The 18177-nt window shown below is 43.8% G+C and carries 15 protein-coding genes; 9 read left to right on the top strand and 6 right to left on the bottom strand.

Annotation, left to right across the window (positions count from 1 at the left end):
• Positions 1-652: 652 nt before the first annotated feature.
• A complete protein-coding gene (locus tag EO95_RS07900) occupies positions 653-2149 on the top strand; it encodes a hypothetical protein (protein WP_394297356.1) in 1497 nt (498 codons plus the stop codon).
• Between the two features lie 488 nt (positions 2150-2637).
• The gene (locus tag EO95_RS07895) at positions 2638-4131 is read left to right on the top strand and encodes a hypothetical protein (RefSeq protein WP_048133676.1); all 1494 of its coding nucleotides are present in this window, start codon (positions 2638-2640) and stop codon (positions 4129-4131) included.
• A gap of 414 nt (positions 4132-4545) precedes the next feature.
• Here EO95_RS07895 and EO95_RS07890 read toward each other — a convergent pair whose 3' ends face one another.
• A complete protein-coding gene (locus EO95_RS07890) occupies positions 4546-5847 on the bottom strand; it encodes a phenylacetate--CoA ligase family protein (RefSeq protein ID WP_048133675.1) in 1302 nt (433 codons plus the stop codon).
• Between the two features lie 426 nt (positions 5848-6273).
• A complete protein-coding gene (locus EO95_RS07885; protein WP_048133674.1) occupies positions 6274-7341 on the bottom strand; it encodes a TIGR00374 family protein in 1068 nt (355 codons plus the stop codon).
• Positions 7342-7632: 291 nt separating this feature from the next.
• Here EO95_RS07885 and EO95_RS07880 point away from each other — a divergent pair, with 291 nt between their 5' ends.
• The 3 genes from EO95_RS07880 to EO95_RS07870 all read left to right on the top strand — a co-directional run bounded on the left by EO95_RS07880 (position 7633) and on the right by EO95_RS07870 (position 10756).
• Complete coding sequence (locus tag EO95_RS07880; RefSeq protein WP_048133673.1) at positions 7633-8481, top strand: type II CAAX prenyl endopeptidase Rce1 family protein; 849 nt, start codon at positions 7633-7635, stop codon at positions 8479-8481.
• A 442-nt stretch (positions 8482-8923) separates the two neighbouring features.
• Positions 8924-9196 (top strand): DUF1294 domain-containing protein, encoded by a 273-nt coding sequence (locus tag EO95_RS07875; protein ID WP_048133672.1) that lies wholly within the window; start codon positions 8924-8926, stop codon positions 9194-9196.
• Positions 9197-9646: 450 nt separating this feature from the next.
• Complete coding sequence (locus tag EO95_RS07870; protein WP_048133671.1) at positions 9647-10756, top strand: inositol-3-phosphate synthase; 1110 nt, start codon at positions 9647-9649, stop codon at positions 10754-10756.
• A gap of 237 nt (positions 10757-10993) precedes the next feature.
• Here the strand turns inward: EO95_RS07870 and EO95_RS07865 are convergent, their stop codons facing one another.
• From EO95_RS07865 to EO95_RS07855, 3 genes are all read right to left on the bottom strand, one after another.
• Entirely contained in the window at positions 10994-11278 is a 285-nt protein-coding gene (locus EO95_RS07865) for a ferritin family protein (protein WP_048133670.1), read from the bottom strand.
• 117 nt (positions 11279-11395) lie between these two features.
• The gene (locus EO95_RS07860; RefSeq protein WP_048133669.1) at positions 11396-12535 is read right to left on the bottom strand and encodes a sorbosone dehydrogenase family protein; all 1140 of its coding nucleotides are present in this window, start codon (positions 12533-12535) and stop codon (positions 11396-11398) included.
• Between the two features lie 29 nt (positions 12536-12564).
• On the bottom strand, positions 12565-13002 hold the full coding sequence (locus tag EO95_RS07855; protein WP_082105977.1) for a hypothetical protein: 438 nt from the start codon (positions 13000-13002) through the stop codon (positions 12565-12567).
• A gap of 572 nt (positions 13003-13574) precedes the next feature.
• Between EO95_RS07855 and EO95_RS17055 the strand changes: the two genes are divergently transcribed.
• From EO95_RS17055 to EO95_RS07825, 4 genes are all read left to right on the top strand, one after another.
• Entirely contained in the window at positions 13575-14201 is a 627-nt protein-coding gene (locus EO95_RS17055; protein ID WP_082105976.1) for a hypothetical protein, read from the top strand.
• Between the two features lie 51 nt (positions 14202-14252).
• Positions 14253-15362 (top strand): DNA polymerase IV, encoded by a 1110-nt coding sequence (gene dinB, locus EO95_RS07835; RefSeq protein ID WP_048133678.1) that lies wholly within the window; start codon positions 14253-14255, stop codon positions 15360-15362.
• 257 nt (positions 15363-15619) lie between these two features.
• Complete coding sequence (locus EO95_RS07830; protein ID WP_048133664.1) at positions 15620-16663, top strand: AI-2E family transporter; 1044 nt, start codon at positions 15620-15622, stop codon at positions 16661-16663.
• A gap of 107 nt (positions 16664-16770) precedes the next feature.
• Positions 16771-17478, top strand: coding sequence for a histidine phosphatase family protein (locus EO95_RS07825; protein WP_048133663.1), 708 nt, complete (start codon positions 16771-16773; stop codon positions 17476-17478).
• 201 nt (positions 17479-17679) lie between these two features.
• On the opposite strand, the gene EO95_RS07820 is transcribed toward EO95_RS07825, so the two are convergent.
• Positions 17680-18177: SagB/ThcOx family dehydrogenase (locus EO95_RS07820; RefSeq protein WP_048133662.1), on the bottom strand; the 498-nt coding region annotated here is incomplete at its 5' end.

Raw genomic sequence — 18177 nt, 5'->3', positions numbered from 1 at the left:
CCCTATGGCAGGGGAGCTCATGGCTTAGAGCTGGATCAACCACTTTACATTGGATGGAGAGCTTACCTGGAAAACACAACAAAAACCGGGCCGTCCTATTCAGAGATAGTGTACGACAGGGCTATAAAATTCGATCCAAAGGATTCTGGAAACACGAGCTCCGGATATTAAGAACAGTTTAAGCTCTGGCTGATATGTGTTATCTATGAACACATATCTTCATTTTTTATTATCTATAACGCCAGAGCCGTATTTTATAATAGCTTTTTGTTGTTTAAAGCGAAAATGAATAATTTTCAGGTTTCAGCTTTTTTAGCTTCCTTTGATTAAATTCGAGGATTCCATCTTTTTTGTAGGCTTCACGGAAAAGCCGCTCTCCTGCGTCGAGCGTGGAGTTGCTCCGGGTCCTAAATACAGTATTTACAACAGGCTGTTGGACTATAAGTGAAAAATAGCTTTAAGTTTTGTTATACTTTTTTGTTATTTCTGTGGACTATTTTTACGAAATAGGGATAAGTCAAAACAGGTTGGGAGTGAGGAATCATTTGAACAATCAACAGATCAACTCTCCAAGTTTAGTTAATGTCCTGACAAGGTTTCTAATATATTTAATGAAAAATTAACCTGGGGGTTATATATGAAAAAATATATAATGGCTATAATACTTGGCATTGCTTTTATACTGTTAACTGGAACCGGCCTCGCAGCGAATGAAACGTATGACGCTGGGGCTTTTCAACAGGCTTTAGAACAGAATGGATTTACCGTACAGGAAGGCGAAGTGGGTTACTTTGATTTTCTCAAGCTATTTAATGAAGGAGTACTGCCTTCTGCATACGGAAACAATCCCACCACAAAATATCTGATATATTTTGTTCCACCGGCGCCTGGTTATGAAGTAGATGAACAAATTAGGCAAATAACCAGTACGCTTGGAGTAAAAGAGAATACAACTCCGTTCTGGAACCTTGGTCCTGATGAAGCTGTTGTTTTCGTGGGAAGAACGGCGCCGGAATGCAGGTACTTCAGCTACGACAGTTTCATTATGCACAGGACAATTGAGGGCGAGAGGAGATGGCTCTTCGCTAACATAGCAGATACGATTAATAACCTTGTTATCAAAACCGAAGGAACTCCAAACGGGTCGGCAGGGAATCCTTTCAATCAAACTACAATAATAATCCTTACTGCTGACAGAGGCATTGATCAACGCATCCGGGCTGCTGCCCAATCAGCGGGGTATTCAGACGATATAATTAATACCCAGGTGATGGCCTCAGTCATGCTGAACATGGGCCTGGAGAATGATTCCGATACATTTGCCTTATTTTTCCGCCCAGCTCTATTTAATGACACGCAGGCTGGCGACGATTATATAACTAATCCACCAGCTACTGTTTTCCGGATTACTCCCAACAACACTACAGAGCTTGACCCGTTTGATTATCCGGAACTGAGGGTTCGTGGAACCGGACAAACAGAGTTTGACCTGATGGATGATCTCGAAGAGCTAAGGCTTGCGATTCTTGATAAGTATAATGAGTCAAATGCCACAGAGCTTGCGACCAGTCAGGGAGTTCCTATAGGGAGTGATGCTATTCAGAGAGGAATCAATGGCGTAGGTCCTACCAACGATGCAGTTTATCTATGGTCCGCAAACCAGACAGCCTCTTCGCCGACACCTCCTTTCTTTGACACCTCGCAGTACTATCCATTCCTGAAAGATCCAGAAATTACACTGGGCAACGACTCCAATGAATTCATAATTGTCTATGGGGTTAATCATGCAGCCACAGGAAAGGCGACGTACTCGAACTTCTGCATATACGGAGCAGATGCATGGAATGGCGTTAATGCGATCACAGATGCAGATTTCAGCGGGTCTGCTGAGGAATATCTTCCTGACAATCCTAATGCTAAATACCTGTATGTCTACAAGCTTGCCAGGAACTGCAGTGAAAATGACACATACTGCTACGAGGTTCCCTCCGGTGTGGGAGCTTATGGTATAGAACCTGATCAACCGCTTTTCATTGCCTGGAGACTCTATATGGAAAACACAACAAAAACCGGACCAGCCTACTCAGAGATCGTGTACGATAGGGCTATAAAGTTTGATCCGATGAGCTCTGGTAACATGAGCTCCTAATATTAAGTAAGTTCAAGTTCTGGCTGAATGTGTTACTTCAACACATTCCTTATCTTTTTGGCTATAACACCAGATCGTGTTTTATTATACTTTCTTGCTATTTAGAAAGGTTAAAATTGAGTAATTTTCAGGCTTTAACTGGTTTTTAGTGCTCTTCTAATAAAATTCAGGAAATCCATCTTTTTTGCGGCTTTTACGGAAAGGCCGCTCTCCTGCATCGAGCGTGGAGTTGCTTCGGGTTCTAAATACAGTATTTACAACAGGCTGTTGGACTATAAGTGAAAAATAGCTTTAAAGTTTTGTTATACTTTTTGGGTATTTCTGTGGACTATTTTTACGAAATAGGGGTAAGTCAAAACAGGATGGAAGTTAAAACAGGATGGAGTAAGGGATTATGCAGACTGTTAGCAGATCAACTCTCCAAGTTTAGTTAATGTCCTGACGAGGTTTCTAATATATTTAATGAAAAATTAACCTGGGGGTTATATATGAAAAAATATATAATGGCTATAATACTTGGCATTGCTTTTATACTGTTAACTGGAACTGGCCTCGCAGCGAATGAAACCTACGACGCGGGGGATTTTCAACAGGCTTTAGAAAAGGATGGATTCACCGTACAGGAAGGTGAATTGGGGTACTTTGATTTTCTCAGGCTATATGAGGAAGGAGTACTGCCTTCTGCATACGGAAACAATCCCACCACAAAATATCTGATATTTTATGTTCCACTGTCGCCTGGTTATGAAGTAGATGAACAAATTAAGCAAATAACCAGTACGCTTGGAGTAAAAGAGAATACAACTCCTTTCTGGAGCCTTCGTCCTGATGAAGCTGTTGTTTTCGTGGGAAGAACACCGCCTGAATGCAGGTACTTCAGCTACGAAAATTTTATGCTACACAGGACAATTGGGAACGAGAGAAGATGGATCTTTGCTACCTTAGCAGACACGGTAAACAACCTGGTTATTAAAACTGAAGGGACTCAAAATGGGTCGTCAGGGAATCCTTACAATCAAACCACGGTAATAATCATTACTGCTGATAGAGGCATTGATCAACGCATCCGGGCCTCTGCCCAATCAGCGGGGTATTCAGACGATATAATTAACACCCAGGTGCTGCCCTCGGTCATGCTGAACATGGGCGTGGAGAATGACTCCGATACATTTGCCTCATTTGTCCGCCCGGCTCTATATAATGACACTCAGGCTGGTGAGAATTACATAAATAATACACCTGCGACTGTTTTCAGGATTACTCCCAACGAAACTGTGGAACTTGACCCGTATGATTATCCGGAGCTAAGGGTCCGTGGAACCGGGAAAACAGAGTTTGACCTGATGGATGATCTCGAAGAGCTAAGGGTTGCGATTCTTGACAAGTATAATGAGTCAAATGCCACAGAGCTTCCGATCAGTCAGACAGTTACGACAGGGAGTGATGCTATCCAGAGAGGTATTAATGTCCTGGGTCCCGCTAACGACGCGTGCTATCTCTGGACAGCAAATCAGACTATCTCTTCGCCGACACCTCCTTTCTTTAACACCTCGCTGTACTATCCTTTCCTGAGAGACCCTGGAATTACTCTGGGCAACGATACAGATGAGTTCATAATTGTCTATGGGGTTAATCATGCAGCCACAGGAAAGGCGACGTACTCGAACTTCGTAATATACGGAGCTGCTGGGTGGAACGGTGTCAGAGCAATAACAGACGCAGATTTCAGTGGATCTGCTGAGGAATACCTCCCTGACAATCCTAATGCTAAATACCTGTATGTTTACAAGCTCACCAGGAACTGCAGTGAGGATGATCAATACTGCTATGAAGTTCCTTATGGTCGGGGAGCTTATGGTATAGAACTGGATCAACCGCTTTTCATTGCCTGGAGGGCCTACATGGAAAACTCTACAAAAACCGGGCCAGCCTACTCAGAGATCGTATACGATCGGGCTATAAAGTTCGACCCAATGAGTTAAGGTAAGAGGAACGGGATATTAAGGCAAATTCAAGCTCTGGCTGATATGTGTTACCTGCAAACACATATCTTCATTTTTAATATCTACAATGCCAGAGCTGTATTTTATAATACCTTTTTGTTGCTTAGAATGGTTGAAATGAAAAAATTTTAGGTTTCAGCTTTTTTCAGAGCTTCCTTTGATAAAATTCGAGGATTCCATCTTTTTTGCAGACTTCACGGAAAGGCCGCTCTCCTGCGTCGAGCTTGTACCTGCCCGGGGTACTAATTAGCAGTACTCAAAACCAGTTGCTGTTTGAAAAAAATAGATCGAAATTTGGTTTAACGGACGCAAAAAAGAGTTAAAGGAAAATCAGAGAATAAAAATTCCCTGATTATTTAAGTTACTAAACAATAATTTAAAGCTTCGGGTGGCTCAGATCTGCGGCCTTCTGTCGATGATCCTCTTTGCCTTTCCTGTGGTCCTTTCGATGCTGCCTTTCTCAAGGAGTTCGACGTTTGTGCGGATGTTGAGGACGGATTTGAGTTCCCGCTGGACGTGGTCCTGGATAGCTTTGAGGTCTTTGAGGTCGCCGGTGAAGGCGTTTTCTTCGAGTTCGACTTCTACTGTGAGTTCATCGAGCATGTGTCTGTTCCGGTCGAGGATTAACTGGAAATGTTCGCTTACCTGAGGGATTCGGGAGATGACGTCCTGGATCTGGGAGGGGAAGACGTTGATTCCGCGGACGATCATCATGTCGTCTACTCTGCCGAGCAGGCGGGAGATCCTGGTTGTTGTCCGGCCACAGTCGCATTCGGACTCAAGAAGGCGGGTCATGTCACCTGTGCGGTATCTTATGTTGCAGAAGCCTTCCTTGTTGAGGGAGGTTAAGACGAGTTCGCCTTTTTCGCCTTCGGATACCTGTTCTCCGTTTTTATCCAGGACTTCGACGAGGAAGTTGTCGTTCCAGATATGCAGGCCGTTCTGTTCCTGGCACTCGAAGCCGACGCCGGGACCCATCATTTCTGAGAGGCCGTAACAGTCATAGGCTTTGAGGTTCAGGCGCTTTTCAAGCTGTTTTCTGGTGTTTTCCGACCAGGGTTCGCCTCCGAAAATGGCTGCTTTTAAGGAGAGTTTGTCTATGAGGCCGAGATCTTCTGCAGTTTCTGCGAGGTAGAAAGCATAGGAAGGGGTGCAGTGGACTGCGGTTACCCCAAAGTCGATCATCATCTCAAGCTGCCGGGCGGTGTTGCCTGTTGCTGCCGGCACGACCATGGCTCCCATCCTTTCTACGCCGTAGTGGAAGCCCATGCCTCCGGTAAAAAGGCCGTAGTTCATGGAGTTCTGGATCACATCGCCTTTTGTAAGCCCTATCATTGTAAGGCTCCGGGCGATCAGGTCCGACCAGGTCTCAATATCCTTTGCAGTATATCCGACAACCGTGGGCTTCCCGCTGGTCCCTGAGGAGGCGTGAATGCGCACGATGTCCTCTTTCTTTGCAGCAAAAAGGCCGAATGGATAGTTGTCCCGAAGGTCTGTTTTGCGTGTGAAAGGCAGTTTCCGGACGTCCTCAAGGGTTTTGATATCCTCGGGAGCGACTCCAGCCTCTTTGAACTTCTGCCTGTAGAAAGGAACATTGTCATAGACCAGCTTTGCACTGTGCTGCAGGCGTTTCAGCTGTAGTCTCTTCATTTCTTCGGGATCCATTGTTTCATATTTCGGCTGCCAGTATTTCATTAAAAGGACCTTCTTTGGATTTGTAAAACCGTTTTCAGATTGTGAATATTGCTATGAACATAAACCCTATTCCGAACATAAACCCTATTCGTGCCATGTCTCTGCATGTCACAATATATTCCATAAATTCCTGTTTCGTAAATAACGATCAGGAAAAAAACAATCAGTACTGTAATTCTTTCCCACATATAAATATTGTTGAAGCAAACAGGACTGAAGAAAATCCTTAGGTATATGAAAAAACAATAACAGATTGAAAAAAATAACAGATTATTTGATAATTAATTATCTGATAACTGACCATTTATTTTGATGAACTTTTTAGATATGTGTCTTAACTCTTCATCTATAACTTTTCATCTATAACTTTTCATCTATAACTCTTCATCTGCATCTTTTCATCTATAACTCTTCATCTGCATCTTTTCATCTATTCTGCAAGTAAAATGCAATCGGAAAGCCGATTAATGTGGGGATCCAGAACGAAAAAATCCTGTAGCTGAGGACGGCCACAACTGCTATCGGACCCGGCACTCCCAGGCCTGTGTACAGGGCCGCCATTGTACTTTCCACAATCCCAACCCCCCCGGGGAGGAGAAAAGCCAATCTCCCGAAAAGCAGGGGCAGGCCATATCCTACAAGCAGGACGCTCGGGCCTATTGGGTTTCCGGCAGCTATGAAGAAAAAGTAAAGGGTTAGCATATCAAAGCTGGCGGTAAGTGCTGCCCCCATGGCGGGGCGCTTCCAGCCCCCTTTTTCGAGCAGGTCGAGGGCTGCAAACATACGGCAGACTGCGGTTTCAGTTGCCTTCGGGGTATAGGGCCTGTGCAGAACCCTGTAAAAAAAGGCAGCTTCCCTGACAGCTCCAGATGTGAACCAGTCCCTGTGGCTTTTACCCCAGCTTATTGCTGCAATGCCCAGGCCCAGTCCACTAAGGATCAGGAGAAAGGCAAGGATCTGGGTGGAGGAAAGCTCGCGTACTGCCAGTAGCCGGAGTATTCCGGCAATTCCCAGTATTACTAATATTGTGTTGTTAAAAAGGGTGGGCAGGGTGCCTGCAAGCCCCGAACCTTCGGCGCTGACACCCTGTTTCCGTACCCAGCGGTATGTAGCTGCCCCATTTCCAAGTGGCCCTCCTGCAAGCAGTCCGATGCTTGCTGCAGCAAGGGTTATCAGTATGCCCCTGGGTACCGAGAGTTTCTGGTTTACGGTTACTGCAATCGAATGCAGGAGATAGCCGCTTCCCATATAGCTTATAGTCTGGGCAAGGGCAGCCAGCAGCACGGCCCACAGGGCCATTGTTTTAATGACCTGAAGGGACTCTTCAACTGAAGCAAGCTGGGGAAGGATCAGATGAACAGCCAGCCCCAGGAAAATAAGGGTTGGAAGGTAACGGCCCGCCTTCAAGACAAGTGGAGGAGGCGAAACCAGGCTTTTATGGTTATTATCTTGATTTTCCGGCACCTGAAAACCTTCCTGTTCGTTTGGATCCATATCCAATCCTCTGAATTAGATCTCAAATCCCCTGACTTAGATATCCGGGTACTGTACTTGAGTTATTGAGTAATTCGGGTAAAAATGGCACATCTACCTTTTTTGCATAAATTTGAAAACCACCGTTCTGTTTGCGGTTTTCAGTAACTGATCCCCAAGACCTGATTTTTGTGAAGTACTGAATTTAGTAATAATAGCACAATTAATAGCACAATTAATAGTACAATTAAGTTTCAATCAAAAGATATTTCGTAATAAAGAGTATTTATATTTGCTAAATGGGAGGTTTATATGGACACAAAAGTTATTCGCAATGTTGTTGTGTTTATTGTTGTTGTTGTTCTCAGTGGGTGGATAGGTATTCTTGTAGACTCTGTTCTTCCCGAGCAACCAGAGGGAGATTCTCTTGGTCTGGGGATATGGTTGGTATTGCCTATGCTGACTGCAATTGCAATCACTATATTTTCAAAGGGCAATTGGAATGATTTTGGTTTCAAGCCGAATTTCAAAGGAAACATAAAATGGTACTTGATTGCTCCTTTGATTTTTCCTGTTGTAACAGCAATCGTTCTGATAATCGGAGCTACAACAAAATGGATTGACTTATCAGCATTCGACCTCAGATCTTTTATTTTGCTGTTTTCCAGTACTCTGTCATTTACTTTTATTAAAAATATTTTTGATGGGGCTCCTTTTCATGGTTATCTAACTTCACAACTCATCAAATTAAATCTTAATGATTGGAAGATATATCTCACTGTTGGCAGTCTTTGGGGAATCTGGCATGCTCCATATTGTCTGGTCTTTTTACCTGAAACAGATATCCAAGCAGTGTTACCTGTCAGCCGAGCTATATTTCTCATTGTTCTTATTATAACAATAATATGCTGGACGGTGATGTATGTTGAGCTTTTTAGGGTAACAAAATCAATTTGGCCAGGTGTTGTATTACATATGGTAGAAGATTCGCTAGTAAATCCTTTAGTTATATCAGGTTATATCAGCATTGTAGCAGGAAAAGAAATTCTTATTTCACCAATCATTGGGATTATTACTTCAATTCTTTACTTATTTGTTGGCTTAGGAATAAGAACTTATAGAAGACAGGCAAACCAGATGCTTTTAGTCAATGGAGAATAATATTTTAGGACTTACGCACTTGAAGTACAAAATCAAATCCAATATGCGTTGTGGGCAAATTCACTATTTGGACAGTTAAAGGTTTAATGCTATTGATTTTCAGTTCAACCGCGTAAGCCCTAAATTTCATACGCCATTTTTACCTATTACGAATTAAGGTAATGAACGTGAGTTATTGAAATCCGTAAGCACAAGAACCTCTGTACATATTCCTCAAATACGGGAGATGTACTCGCTTTTTCTGAATTGATCAATAGCTCGCAGACACGACCGATATCCGATCCTCTGACATTAATATCCGATCCTCTGATCTTAGATCTCCATTCTCATTTTATTTTTCGTTTTCTGACAGCATTGACACAAAAATGAGGTCGAATTAAGGATAAACTATTTCCTGTAAAGCATCACAGCCTTTAATTATTATTACGGAGAATTCTTTTCCATGACAGAGACTGTTTACCTTCTTTTCCCTATCGTCTATGCTGTCCTTAACGCAGCTTCATTTGCCCTTTATGGGCTGGATAAATATAAAGCAAAAAAGGAAATGTGGCGAATCTCGGAAAAAACCCTGTTGGCGATTTCCCTTTTCGGGCCGATCGGCGCATGGCTCGGAATGATGCAGTTCAGGCATAAAACCCAGAAGCCCATGTTCAGGTACTCTGTGCCGGCTTTTATTGGAATTCACCTTCTTTTGGTGCTCTGGATAAACCTGTAAGTCTATAGCAACCTGTAATGCTTCTTATTACTGGATTTTGTTAAAGTCTCCTGTTAAGAGCATAAATTGATTCTAAAAGGTATAAGAGCCTTAAACATCATGGAATAGCTAAAACCGCATATAAAAGCTGGATATACAGTATCACATTAATTCTTTTTTTTGTAAAACGTTTTTTATAGTATTTTCTTCATAAGATAAGAGGCATCACAGTTTTCATTCCTTGTCCTGGATGGGGTACACTCTGGCGATTGGCTTTGGGAACTGCAGATAAATAGGGGACTGAGGAATTAAGATAACCTGGGAATTAAGATAACCGGGAAATTCAGACAATCTGGGAATTAAGATAACCTGGGAATTAAGATAACCGGGAAATTTAGACAATCTGGGAATTAAGATAACCTGGGAATTAAGATATCTGATACTATTATTGAGCTTATTTGGGGGGTTTCAATGGCAGGTAAAGATAGAATAAAAATTGCCATTGCAGGGGTTGGGAACTGTGCAAGTTCTCTTCTGCAGGGGATTGAGTATTACAGAAAAAAAGAGGATGCAGATGCAATCGGTCTGATGCATCAGGATCTTGGAGGCTACTTCCCATATGACATTGATGTGGCAGCAGCTTTTGATATTGACAGGAGGAAGGTTGGAAAGGACGTATCAGAAGCAATATTTTCTCTTCCAAACTGCACAGCTGCTTTCTGTCCGAATGTGCCGAAAGCAGGCATTGAGGTAAGCCTGGGAAGGGTTCTGGACGGCTGTTCCGAACACCTTATCAATTATCCTGAGGAATGCAGGTTCCTGCCTGTGGAAGGCGAGGGTGCGACAAAAGAGGATATCGTAAGCATCCTGCAGAATTCAGGAGCCGAGATTCTTTTAAATTACATGCCTGTAGGTTCCGAAGAAGCTGCCCGTTTTTATGCCGAATGCGCCCTTGAAGCCGGGTGTGCCTTTATCAACAACATGCCTGTTTTTATTGCGAGCAACCCTGAATGGGCAAAACGCTTTGAAGAAAAGAAGCTTCCAATCATCGGCGATGACATCAAGTCCCAGCTCGGAGCGACTATAGTTCACAGGACTCTTGCCGATCTTTTCAGGAAACGGGGAGTAAAGCTGGAAAGGACATACCAGCTTAACACAGGTGGAAATACCGATTTCCTTAATATGCTAAACCGGGACCGGCTTGTATCCAAAAAAATCTCGAAAACCGAAGCCGTTCAGTCCGTGCTTGCCGAGAGGCTTGAAAACGGAAATATCCACGTGGGTCCTAGTGACTATGTTTCCTGGCAGAAAGACAACAAAGTCTGCTTCCTGCGTATGGAAGGAAAACTCTTCGGGGACGTGCCCATGAACCTCGAACTCCGGCTTTCGGTAGAAGACTCTCCGAATTCTGCCGGTGTTGTAATTGACGCTATCAGATGCTGCAAACTGGCACTTGATAGGGGAAAAGGCGGAATTCTTTATCAGCCATCTGCATATTTCATGAAACACCCTCCAAAGCAGTATCCGGATGATGAGGCATACCGTATGATTGAGGAGTTTATTGCAGGGAATCAATATTGAAATAAACACTTAACGTAGAACACATAAAATAGAAATCCGTATTAAAGGAAATTGATACGGTAATAAAAGCAAAACAATTTCCAAATAAAAGTTAAAATAGTTAAGTAAGGACTTTCCCTGGAATCCTGAAAGCATCCAGAGAAAGTTCGAAGCTTAAAAATCAGAGGATTTATCCTATTTTTTATCTGGACAACTCTTCATTCTACTTTTTATCTGGACAACTTTTCCTCGGACTGTTTATTTGGACAGCTCTTCTTCTACTTCTTCGGCTCCGGCTTCAAGTTCCTCCTTTTGCTGAGTATCGAACCGAAGTAAAAGCGCCTGAAACTCCCCAACGTGCGTTTTTTCTTCCTTTGCTATATCCAGCAATACTGCTATTATATTATCATTTTTGGTAAGAGCAGCCATCTGCTCGTAAAGGTTTACGGCATCAAGCTCGGCAATAATGCCGGCTCTGAGGATTTCTTTGTCGATCTCGTCTTCAGATACATTCTTAAGATCTATAGGAATTTTAGATAACAATTTATTCCCCCTGCTTATTGTGTATGATGTATAATCATAAGTATTTTTACAAACATTGGAACTTTTTATGAAGGGATTATTAACTAGCTCCTCTGACGCGTTTGCAAGGTATTCGGATCAGCTGTAACTGATCCTGTAGATGGCATTATTTATATCATCCGACACAAGCAAAGCTCCGTCAGGCATTACAAGGACATCCACAGGCCTTCCCCAGGCTGCAAGCCCCTGGAGCCAGCCTTCGGCAAAAGGCTCATAACTTACAGGGGTTCCGTTTTCCAGCCTGACCAGGGTAACCCTGTACCCTATGGGAATTTTCCTGTTCCAGGAGCCGTGCTCGGCAATAAAGATCTGGTTCCTGTATTCTTCAGGGAACATCGTGCCTGTGTAAAAGGTCATCCCAAGGGAGGCCACATGAGGGCCCAGTTTTACCTCAGGCGGCGTGAACTCGGAGCAGTTCCTGAGTCCTCCAAATTCCGGATCAGGGATATCGCCTGCATGGCAATAGGGAAAGCCGAAATGCATCCCTGGTTCAGGCGCCCTGTTGAGTTCGTCCGGAGGTGAATCATCCCCAAGCCAGTCCCTGCCGTTGTCAGTAAACCATAATTCTTCGGTTTCAGGGTGCCAGGCAAAACCGACCGTATTCCTGATGCCTCTTGCAAAGATTTCGAGCTGGCTCCCGTCCGGCTCCATCCTCATGATCGTTCCGTAGCGCTCGTCTTCCCCTTCGCAGACATTACACGGCATCCCCACAGGCACGTACAGTTTTCCATCGGGACCGAATTTGATGTATTTCCAGCCGTGTAAGCGGTCGGATGGGAAATCTCCGTTGACCACGACTGGCTCGGGCGGGTTTTCAAGCCTGGCTTCAATGTCGTCATAGCGGCTCACCCTGGAAACTTCGGCTACATACAGGGAACCGTTCATGAATGCCACCCCATTTGGCATATCCAGGCCCTCGGCAAGCACAATTACCTCATCGGTTTTATTGTCCCCATTCCGGTCAGGGATGGCATAGACTTTTCCAGTGTTAAGGCTTCCTACAAAAAGCGTCCCGTTTGGACTGAGGGCCATGGACCTTGCCCCTTCAATATTTTCGGCGTAATAATCAATGGAAAAACCGGGCTGGAGCTCGATGCAGGCCGGTCCTGTCCCGTTTTCCCCGCAGTTATCAATCGGCACGGTTCTCAGGACGGCATAAGCTGCAAAAATAAGGACAACAAAAACAAAAAATCCAAGTATTATCTTTGTTCCCTTCATTCCCCCTCCCTTTTACTTGAAATTCACTCTCATTTGAGAGTCATTGCAGTGTTGATAAGTTCTTTTTCGGTTTCAGGGCTGGCGTATCCCTGCCCTTTCCAGCGGACAATACCTTCAGGGTCCAGTAAAAAAACGTAGGCAAGGTTTGTATTTTCCATTCCAAGGGCTTCCTGGTAGCTGGAATAGTCCCCATAAAAGGTGATCACCTTATCATGTTTTTCCACAGGTATCCCTCCTCTCATTCCGGAATCAATCATCCAGGAGAAGACCTTCCAGCCTTTGTTTATCATCGGGACTTCGTAGACCGCAAAAATGCTGTTTTTTCTGAACTCCTGCTCAAAAGGTCGAGCCCAGGAGTCGATCATGCTCTGTGAACTTCGCACAAAAGCAATAAAGATGAGTGCCACCTTTCCCTTCACTGCCCCCGGAAGGGTAACAACCCTACCTGCAAGTGATTTTGATGTGATTTCAGGGAACGGCTGTCCGATTATTTCTTTTCCGATTTTTGAACTGCTCTGCTCTGCTTTAATGAAATCCCCCCGGATTTAAGCTAAATAAAAATCGAAGATATTAAGATTATATATTTCTCGGCTTTATAGAAATGTTTTTTCAAGCCGCAGTTCAAGCCACAGTTCAGGCCGCAGGATTCGAATATTGAAGTTTATTGTAGTACAAGTTTTTAGGGAATTGGAACTTCAGTCAAAAATGAAAAAATTTCTAGTTTCTATTAATTCCCTATAAAGTATATGTGAAGTTTAAAACATGTTCAGCAGCAAGAAGGCTTCAGAATAATTCAGAACCGGTAAGCTATTCAACATAATAGGCTCTATTATAGAAAAATATATTATAGTAAGATATATTTAATATTTGCATCTCAGGTTAGGGTGTCCATTTTATACCATGGAGATGGAGTTTCAGCACCCTGTATGAAGGGTCTGTCACATTGGAGCCAGCAAGAATCGGCCGTCGGTGTCTCATTATTAAATTATGACAGCCCGTTTCATACTCACCTGACTTCACATTTTACGGTGATGATTTAATGAGGATAAATATTGCGCTGGCGTTGACATCAGTTGTCTTTATGATGACGTGGGTTACAGGTTTTGTGTCCGTCATATTCCACTCCATGTCTATTATAACACCGGATTTTATAGCATCCGATTTACTCTTCATCACCATCATCGAATTGTTGAGCATTATCTCTCTTTTTGGTTCCTTGCTTTTCTTACTGGAAACCAGAAAAACACTCGCTCGCTGGTATCTGACAATCCCTCTGTGCATTTCTCTATCTGCATTCGTTATAACAAATTTTCTGGTCTATTCGAATGGTAAATCATTTCTCGGTGATCCGGTAAGCACAATAGAGACGCTCTGGATCATTATACTGGTGTTCCTGTCCCCCTGCTCTGCATTATTATTTTTAGCCTCAAATGGACACTGTGGTTCGACAAACGTATATGTTGCAGTTTCATCTGCAACCAGTGTTTTTTCTATGTTTTTTCTTATTCTCGCACTTAGAGAGATTTCAAAATGGTCGAGCATTGAGGCGGTGTTGTTGCCCCTGGCTTTTTACTGGACTATTTGCATGCCGGCTATAGGAGTGTGTTTTTTATCTAAAGCAACAATGTACGGGGCAGACAATGTACAGGAGGAACCGTCGGATTAATACTTTCACCCGACTTCCTCAAACCTTTTTTACATGTTTATTATATCTTATGTGATGCCTGCCCCCAATCCTGAAACGAAAACTTCCGAAAGGCGAATTACCTTCCATGTAGATATGGACAGCTTCTTTGCGTCTGTAGAGGTCAGGGAGAGGCCAGAACTTAAAGGGCTGCCCGTAGTTGTGGGTTCCGATCCTGAAGGAGGGTCAGGAAGGGGAGTTGTAAGCACCTGTTCGTACGAGGCAAGAAAGTATGGAATTCACTCGGCAATGCCGATTTCACAGGCTTACAGGCTATGTCCGGGTGCTGTGTTTTTGCCTGTGAACATGAAACTCTATGCAGGGGTCTCGGCAGGGGTAATGGAGCTTTTGCGGGGGTTTGCAGAAAAGTTCCAGCAGGTCAGTGTTGATGAAGCCTATCTTATACCGGGGCCTGAGATCAGGAATTTTGAAGAGGCTGCCCTCTATGCTCTCAGGATAAAGGACGAGGTGCAGAGGCAGCAGGGGATCACCTGTTCTGTAGGGGTTGGGCCTAACAAGCTTATTTCAAAAATTGCTTCGGGTTTTCAAAAGCCCGGCGGGCTTACAGTTGTCAGGCCTGAAGATGTTCGGGATTTTCTCTTTCCTCTGCATGTTTCTAAGATTCCGGGAATTGGAGAAAAGACAACGGAAACCCTGAAAGAGATGGGAATAAGCAGGGTAGACGAGCTTGCAGACTGTGATGTCCAGTTGCTTTCGGAAAAGTTTGGAAAAATGGGGCTCAGGATGAAGCAGCTTGCAAACGGGCTCGACTTTGAAGAGGTCGTTGAAAAGGAAGGCGTAAAGTCAATCAGCAGGCACGGAACCTTTGCAGAGGATACGAATGACCCTGTGAAAATCTCCGGGTCCCTGGATATTCTTATAGAGAGCGTGCACGGAGCTCTCCTGAAACACCATTTTCTTTTCAAAACCGTAACCCTTATAGTGCGCTTTGAGGACTTTTCCACTTATACGCGCTCAAGGACTCTCCCTATCTGGACTTCTGATATCTTCGTGATCAAAAGGACAGCCATTCAGCTTTTGTCGGAATTCATGGGCAGGCGGAAATTCAGGCTTGTAGGTGTGGGGGTCACAAAATTTAGAGAAAGAGATGAAAGGCAGACTCTGATTACGGATTTTCCTTAATTGGGTTTCCCCTTTAATTGTCTAACTGCCTCTAACTGCCTCTAATTGCCTCTAATTGCCTCCAATTGCCTCTAATTACCTCTAATTGTCTGATTGTCTAACTGCCTCCCACTTCCCCTCACTGCCTCTAACTCTTCGTGGCAGGTTTCACTGCAGGCCCAGCTTTTGCAATTCCAAATTCAGGTTCAGGCCCGGGCTGGACAGGGAGGAACTCTTATGCTTATATAATTTTATAATACAAAATCAGATTATATCTGATGGAAAGGTATGTTAGAACGGCACTGGCTCTTCTTCTTATTATTATCCTGAGTGCAGTTATTATTTATGCAGTTCTTCCGTACATAGACTATTTTTTTGGAGGCTTTATTCTTTCTGTAATCTTCAAGCCCCTCTACCACTTTTTCCTGAAAAGAGCCCGGCTTAACAGGCAAATTGCGGCAGTTCTGGTAATATTTATTTCGATCTTCCTTATACTGATTCCCCTTTATTTTCTCATGAGTCTGGTTATCAGTGAAATCCAGCAGATTTTACTTGACCGGGAATCTATTATTATCTCTATTCAGTCCGAAAGTCAGCTTTTTAGCCATCTTTTTTCCAGAATTGATATCCCTTACGATATCCTCCAGACCGGACTGGATGAAAAAATAGTGGATCTGGTTTCGGAAGCCGCCAATTACCTGAGTATACTCATTCTGGGCTCGATTCAGAACATAAGCCAGCAGATAATTGGTTTCCTGATAATGTATTTTCTGCTTTATTATCTTTTAACAGGGGAAGATTCGGATTTTATGCAAAAAATCTTTGTGGCAATCCCTTTCAATAAAAAGAATACAGTTACTCTCCTGGACGAGTTCAGGAACATTGTCCGGACAACCCTGATAGCCAGCGGTGCCATTGCCCTGATCGAGGGTGGAATTCTGACCGCTTCCTTTATTGTTTTTGGAATCCAGGGAGCCTTTCTCTGGGGATCTATCGCAGCAATCCTGTCTTTCTTGCCCGTGGTCGGGACCCCTTTGATCTGGGTTCCTGCAATAATCATTCAGCTTCTCCAGCAGGACTATACTGCAGGCATAGGCATCCTTGTGACAGGAATTTTCATAACCATGGCAGACAACAGCCTCTTCAGGCCTGTAATCCAGAAAAAAGTAGGAGAAATTCATCCTTTCCAATCTTTGCTCGGGATTGTTATAGGAGTCTCCCTTTTCGGACTTGTAGGGATAATCATCGGTCCCCTTCTCCTGGCTTACTTTTACCTCACCGTAAAAATGTTTTCAGAAGAATACCTCTCGGATAAGGAGTGAGATGGATACTTTTATAGTCAACTCAGCAATTATACTCATTCAACTTTAAAATTTAGAATTTTTTGTCTCAAAAAACAAGCATTAAGTCTTGGGATTGGAAGATCTGGATGAGTTACCTGATACTTGTACGACACGGGGAATCCGGCTGGAATGTTGACGGCAGGTTTGGAGGCTGGGTTGACGTCCCTCTGACCGGCAGGGGAATAGAAGAAGCCCTGCTCTGTGCTGCCGAACTTGAGGAGATTGGATTGGATCTTGCTTTTACTTCAAAGCTGGTCCGGGCGCAAGAAACCCTCTTTCTTATCCTTTCGAAGCAGAAGAAGATAGGGGTCTTTGTCCACGATGAAGCCGGGACAGACAAAAAAGAAAACCGGTATTCATATCCTCCGGAAACCGAAAAGAACCTTATCCCGATCTATTCCAGTGAAGCCTTAAACGAGCGCTATTACGGGATATTGCAGGGAAAGAAAAAGGACAAAATGAAAGAGAAATACGGGGACGAACAGATCCTTCACTGGTGCCGGAGCTTTGACGAAGGGCCTCCTGAAGGAGAGAGTCTCAAAGATATCTATAGGCGTGCAGTTCCCTATTTTGAAAAGGAGATCATCCCAGCTCTTCAGGAAGGAAAAAATGTAATAGTCTGTGCCCACCAGAACAGCTTGAGGGCGCTGATTAAGCATATCGAAGGAATTTCCAATGAAGACATCCGCAAAGTCAGACTGGCCAATTCAAGGCCCTTAATCTACACACTTTCCGGAGGCAGGCTGGTCAGGGAAAATGCTGAAATGGACCTGGCGGTGAAAAGGAACATCTGAGCTCTCTTTGAGCTCTCTTTGAGCTCTCTTTGAGCTCTCGCTGAGTTCTTTTTTCGGGTCCATCCTGATTTGCCTGTAGCCGGAAAAGCATTTGAAGGCAGTTTCAAACATATATATGCAGTTCAGATCATTTATATTCAGTTCAAAGCATTTCTATGCAATCTGATGTATTTATGTACAATTTCATGTATATATATGAGTTTATATGTAACCCAGGGGCAGGATATAGAGCGGATCTTCATTTGCGGGCATTTTAAGGACTTTTTTTACCTCCTCATCGTCAAAAGCTCCTACTGCACAGGTCCCGATTCCCAGTTCAACTCCAAGCAGGTATACGTTCTGGGCGGCATGCCCGGCTTCCATATGGGCGTATCTGAGGCCTCTTTTTCCGTATTTGCTTGTTATGCGCGGGTAGACTGCAGAGATAACAAGCGAAACAGGAGCGTTTTTGATCATACTCTCGGAAAGGGCGGCTTCAGAGAGCTTTGTCCTCATATCGCCAGAGATTTCCTGGATAAGGGAATGTTCTTCTGCAATGTACCTGTAGATCCCGGCTTCAAGTCCGCTGCCCTTCCCTATGACAATATGGACTTCAAGCGGGTAAAGTGCGCCTGCAGAAGGTACTGTCCTTAACCCCCCTTTTGAACTGATCCCCTGGGTCTGTCTCTTATACACATCTCCGAGCCCACGAGACGGACT

It is taken from the genome of Methanosarcina sp. 1.H.T.1A.1, from assembly GCF_000979295.1.
Classification (GTDB): domain Archaea; phylum Halobacteriota; class Methanosarcinia; order Methanosarcinales; family Methanosarcinaceae; genus Methanosarcina.
Note: the sequence above shows the minus strand (reverse complement) of the source record. Positions and strands in the feature narration are given on the sequence as shown.

Coding starts and splice junctions, on each gene's coding strand:
- EO95_RS07890 (WP_048133675.1), bottom strand. CDS start 5,847: ATGAAATACTGGCAGCCGAAATATGAAACAATGGATCCCGAAGAAATG.
- EO95_RS17055 (WP_082105976.1), top strand. CDS start 13,575: ATGAGGATAAATATTGCGCTGGCGTTGACATCAGTTGTCTTTATGATG.
- EO95_RS07895 (WP_048133676.1), top strand. CDS start 2,638: ATGAAAAAATATATAATGGCTATAATACTTGGCATTGCTTTTATACTG.
- EO95_RS07825 (WP_048133663.1), top strand. CDS start 16,771: ATGAGTTACCTGATACTTGTACGACACGGGGAATCCGGCTGGAATGTT.
- EO95_RS07875 (WP_048133672.1), top strand. CDS start 8,924: ATGACAGAGACTGTTTACCTTCTTTTCCCTATCGTCTATGCTGTCCTT.
- EO95_RS07870 (WP_048133671.1), top strand. CDS start 9,647: ATGGCAGGTAAAGATAGAATAAAAATTGCCATTGCAGGGGTTGGGAAC.
- EO95_RS07830 (WP_048133664.1), top strand. CDS start 15,620: ATGGAAAGGTATGTTAGAACGGCACTGGCTCTTCTTCTTATTATTATC.
- EO95_RS07860 (WP_048133669.1), bottom strand. CDS start 12,535: ATGAAGGGAACAAAGATAATACTTGGATTTTTTGTTTTTGTTGTCCTT.
- EO95_RS07880 (WP_048133673.1), top strand. CDS start 7,633: ATGGACACAAAAGTTATTCGCAATGTTGTTGTGTTTATTGTTGTTGTT.
- EO95_RS07885 (WP_048133674.1), bottom strand. CDS start 7,341: ATGGATCCAAACGAACAGGAAGGTTTTCAGGTGCCGGAAAATCAAGAT.
- EO95_RS07900 (WP_394297356.1), top strand. CDS start 653: ATGGCTATAATACTTGGCATTGCTTTTATACTGTTAACTGGAACCGGC.